A 4,053-nucleotide genomic window follows, 5' to 3' on the forward strand; every position below is an offset into this window, starting at 1 on the left:
GCCCTGTGGTGCGGGCCGCGTTCGGGTTGTCGCCAGTGGCATAGACCAGCCGGCCGAAGCGGGTCTTCCTCAGGAAGAAGCCCATGAGCGCGGCCACCGCCGCGAAGATGATCACCGACATCGGGATGCCGAGGATGGTTCCGTTGCCGACGAATTTCAGCCAGCCAATATCGGAGGGGGCATAGAGCACGTCGGACGCAAAGACGATGCGGCCAGAGCCGTAGACCGAGGATGCGATGGCAAGGGTGGCGAAGATCGGCGGAATTTCGGCCACCGCCACCATGACGCCGGTGAACAGGCCGATGACCGCGACCAGGATGGCGCCGCAGATGATGGCCAGCGTGAAGTCGACGCCCCAGGTGGAGATCCAAATGCTGAAGGCGACGCCGACCACCATCACCGCCACCATGGTCAGGTCGATGCCGCGCCCGACGACGATGAACCCCATGCCGACGGCCAGCGTGCCGAGGATCGAGACATTCTTGAGAATGGCAAGGATGTTGCCCTGGCTCAGGAAATTGTTGAGCGTCGCCGAGAACACCAGGAACAGGACGGCCGAGATCGCGCCGACGACGAGTTCCTGGGACATTTTGATGCCCAAGCGCGCGGTGTCGGATTTGCCCGAACCAGCCAAGTCAGTTCCTCCCTCGCTGCCGGTTTGAACCAGCAGCGTGCCAAAGCGGCCTTGTCCAGGGGCTTTGCCGCGACGACGTTTCCTCCACAGCCCTAAGCCGGCTGCTTGCGTAAAGACCATCGCGACTCAGGGCGGCAGGGGCAATTTCGATTTTCTGATGCGCTGTGCAGTTCGTCAGTGTGGAGAAAGAGGATGAGGAATCGTCGGTTGTGTCCTCTGCCGGATTTCACCTGCCGCAAAGCTCAGCCCGATGCCGGTAGCGTGCCGCGATCCCGTGACGGTACTTTCTTGAGTGACGGGAGTGTCTGGCCCGGCAGTCAAGCGGCTCTGCTTCCCCAGGTTCCGTCCTACAGGCCGTTTCCCCCGATCATCGCCATCAGGCAATCGCCAGATTGTGTGCCGCTGATGCCCAGATCACGCACGCTGTTCATGTGGTTTCGGTCATTCAGGCGGAGGTCGCAGACAAGGTGCCCCTGCGCGCGCAAGCGCTTTCCGAAGTCGGCGGCCTGCTGGTGAAAAGGTGACGTTTCCTGATCTCCGACGAGGATGGTCGCTGCCGTCTCCGGGTCATGCCACCGCGTCATTGGGGTGAAGGCAGATGCCTCATCATCGGTGATTCCGATTAGCGGCTGGAGGAAGGACGTCTGAAGGGGCTTGAGGTCGTAAAGGCCGCCCAGCAGCAGCGCCGCACGTATGCGTGATGGCATTGGTGTCTTTTCGAACAGGAATGTGGCCAGGTGCGCGCCCGCCGAATGACCACTTACGCTTAGCCGGGCCGGGTCGCCGCCATGGTCGACGATATGGTCCAGCACCCATTGTTTGGCACGTCGGATCTGGTCGACGATTGCCGCCATCCTGACTTCGGGCATCAGCGCATAGTCGACGATGACCGCGATCGCCCCAGCTTTGGTGACTGTGTTCGCTACATAAGAATAGTCGCTCCTGGAGAACATGCGCCAGTAGCCGCCATGGATGAAGATGTGCACGGGAAGATCCCTGCGCGCGCCGGGCGGAAAGAAGAGGTCCAACCTTTCGGCCTTGCCCTCGCCATAGGCGATATCAGCCGACATCGGCAGGGTCGCCCGGGTTTCGGCGCTGCGGCTTACTATGTGGGCCACGATATCGTCAAAGTCGGCCACATGGTCGCGGGTGCGGAAAGGGTCCTTTGACATGACTGCCGGTTCAGAAGGTGACGGCAATATATTTTGCCTCCATGAACTCGGCGATGCCGTGGTGCTGGCCGCCTTCGCGGCCAAGGCCACTCTGCTTGACGCCTCCGAATGGTGCGGCCGGATCCGACATCAGTCCCCGGTTAAGGCCGATCATGCCGGCCTCGATCCCCGACGCCACCCGCATGCCGCGTCCAACATCGCGTGTGTATATATAAGCGGCCAGGCCATATTCCGTGTTGTTAGCATGTGCGATCGCCTCGGCCTCGGTGTCGAAGCGCGTGATGGGTGCCACCGGGCCGAAAATCTCCTCGTGCGCCATCTCCGCATCAGGCGGCACATCGGACAGCACTGTGGGCGGATAGAAGAATCCTTCTTCCTCCGAAATTGACCCGCCGCAAAGCACCTTGGCTCCCCGGCCCACAGCTTCCTTGACCAGGCGGTCGATCTTGTCGACAGCCTTTCTGGTGATCATCGGCCCGCATTCTGTGTCTGCATTCGGTCCCGCTCCCACCTTAAGTGCCGCCATGCGCTTGCGGAGCCCGTCGGCAAAAGCATCATAAATTCCCGATTGTACATAGAGGCGATTGGCGGCGGTGCAGGCTTCGCCGGCGTTGCGCATCTTGGCGATCATTGCGCCGTCGAGGGCGGCGTCGAGATCGGCATCGTCGAAGACGACAAACGGGGCATTGCCGCCGAGTTCCATCGAACACGAAATGACATGCTTTGAAGCCTCGCCGAGCAAGGTTCGGCCGACACCCGTCGACCCCGTGAAGGACAGCTTCCTGACGCGTGGATCGGCGAGCATGGCCGAAGTCAGCGGCCCGGGACTGGTCGTGGTCAGCACGTTGACGACGCCGGCAGGCACGCCGGCTTCGCTGTAGAGTGCCGCCAGCGCATAGGCCGTCAGCGGTGTTTCACTGGCCGGCTTCAGGACGACAGTGCAGCCTGCCGCCAGCGCCGGCGCGATCTTGCGGGTCGCCATCGCGGCCGGAAAATTCCACGGTGTGATCAGCACGCAGATTCCGATCGGCTCATAATCGACCACGATCCGGTTGGTGCCGGATGGCGCAGTGCCGAATTCACCGGTAATCCGGACCGCCTCTTCGGCATTCCAGCGGAAGAACTCGGCGGCGTACGCCACTTCGCCGCGCGCGTCGCGCAACGCCTTGCCGTTCTCCAGCGAGATCAGCATGGCAAGCGTTTCCGAGCGTTCGACCATCAGTTCGAAACAACGCCTGAGGATTTCCGAGCGTTTGCGCGGCGCCGTCTCCTGCCATCCTTTGGCCGCCTTGGCCGCCGCCTCGACGGCGGCGGTGGCATCCTCGACCGTCGCATCGGGAACCGCCGCGATCACCGCCCCGGAGGAGGGATCGACGACATCGATGAGCCGACCGTCGGAGGACGGTCGCCAGGTGCCGTCGATGTAAAGTCCGTGCGAAAAACCGCGCACGTCATAGCCATCCTGGTCGAGTTGCTGAGCCTTCAAATTCATCGCTTTGTTCCGTTTTTCACATAACGCAGGCGGCGAGGTCGCCGTCATGGGCAGCCTGGACGAGGCGTCGCATCGTGCCGAGATCGAAGGCACGCGGATTGTTCTTGATCAGGCGGTCGATGCCGAGCGCTTGCTCGGCGGTCCAGTCAAGCTTATCGGCGGGGAGGCCTAAATCCGCCAGTGTCGGCGTAATACCGATCGCCGCGAACAATCGCCTGATCTCCTCGATTGTGGCGGCTGCCATCTCGGCGGCGGTTCTGGCCTTGGTCTCCAAGCCAAGTGCCGCGCCGATCTCTGCCATCTCGTGAGCGGCGACGCGGCTGTTATAGGTCATCACGTAAGGCATCATTGTCGCTACGCCCAAACCATGGGCGGTGTGGGTGAGGGCGCCTGCCGGATATTGCACGGCATGTGCCGCCGCCGTGCCGGCGGTGCCGAACGCGCAGCCCGCCGCCAGAGCGCCCATCATGACATCGGCGCGCGCGTCGGCATCGGTGCCGTCGCTGCAGGCTTTCTCCAGGCTCCTGCCAAGCAGTTTTATCGCGAGCAACGCGAAATGGTCGGTCAGCGCAGTCTTGCCGATGAAGACATGCTGTTGCGGCAGATTGGGGTCTTCACCGCGCCGCATAGCGGTGAAGGCCTCGATCGCATGGGTCAAAGCGTCGGCGCCGGCGATCGCGGTCAGGCCAGGCGGACAGGTCATTGTCAACTCGGGATCGCACAGAGCGACGGCGGCGATAAGGTGAGGGCTCGAT

At 62.6% G+C, this 4,053-nt stretch carries 4 protein-coding genes; all 4 read right to left on the reverse strand.

Annotated elements, in window-relative coordinates; all coding sequences use genetic code 11:
* On the reverse strand, window positions 1-589 hold a 589-nt coding region (locus EOD15_RS30035; RefSeq protein ID WP_245463806.1), incomplete at its 3' end, for an ABC transporter permease.
* A 392-nt stretch (window positions 590-981) separates the two neighbouring features.
* Window positions 982-1,806: an alpha/beta hydrolase gene (locus EOD15_RS30040; RefSeq protein ID WP_164761706.1), complete on the reverse strand. Its 825-nt coding sequence runs from the start codon at window positions 1,804-1,806 to the stop codon at window positions 982-984.
* A gap of 10 nt (window positions 1,807-1,816) precedes the next feature.
* Window positions 1,817-3,298: an NAD-dependent succinate-semialdehyde dehydrogenase gene (locus tag EOD15_RS30045; protein WP_127320433.1), complete on the reverse strand. Its 1,482-nt coding sequence runs from the start codon at window positions 3,296-3,298 to the stop codon at window positions 1,817-1,819.
* Between the two features lie 16 nt (window positions 3,299-3,314).
* On the reverse strand, window positions 3,315-4,053 hold a 739-nt coding region (locus EOD15_RS30050), incomplete at its 5' end, for an iron-containing alcohol dehydrogenase (RefSeq protein WP_127409107.1).

Source organism: Mesorhizobium sp. M7A.T.Ca.US.000.02.2.1, assembly GCF_003996995.1.
Lineage (GTDB): Bacteria > Pseudomonadota > Alphaproteobacteria > Rhizobiales > Rhizobiaceae > Mesorhizobium.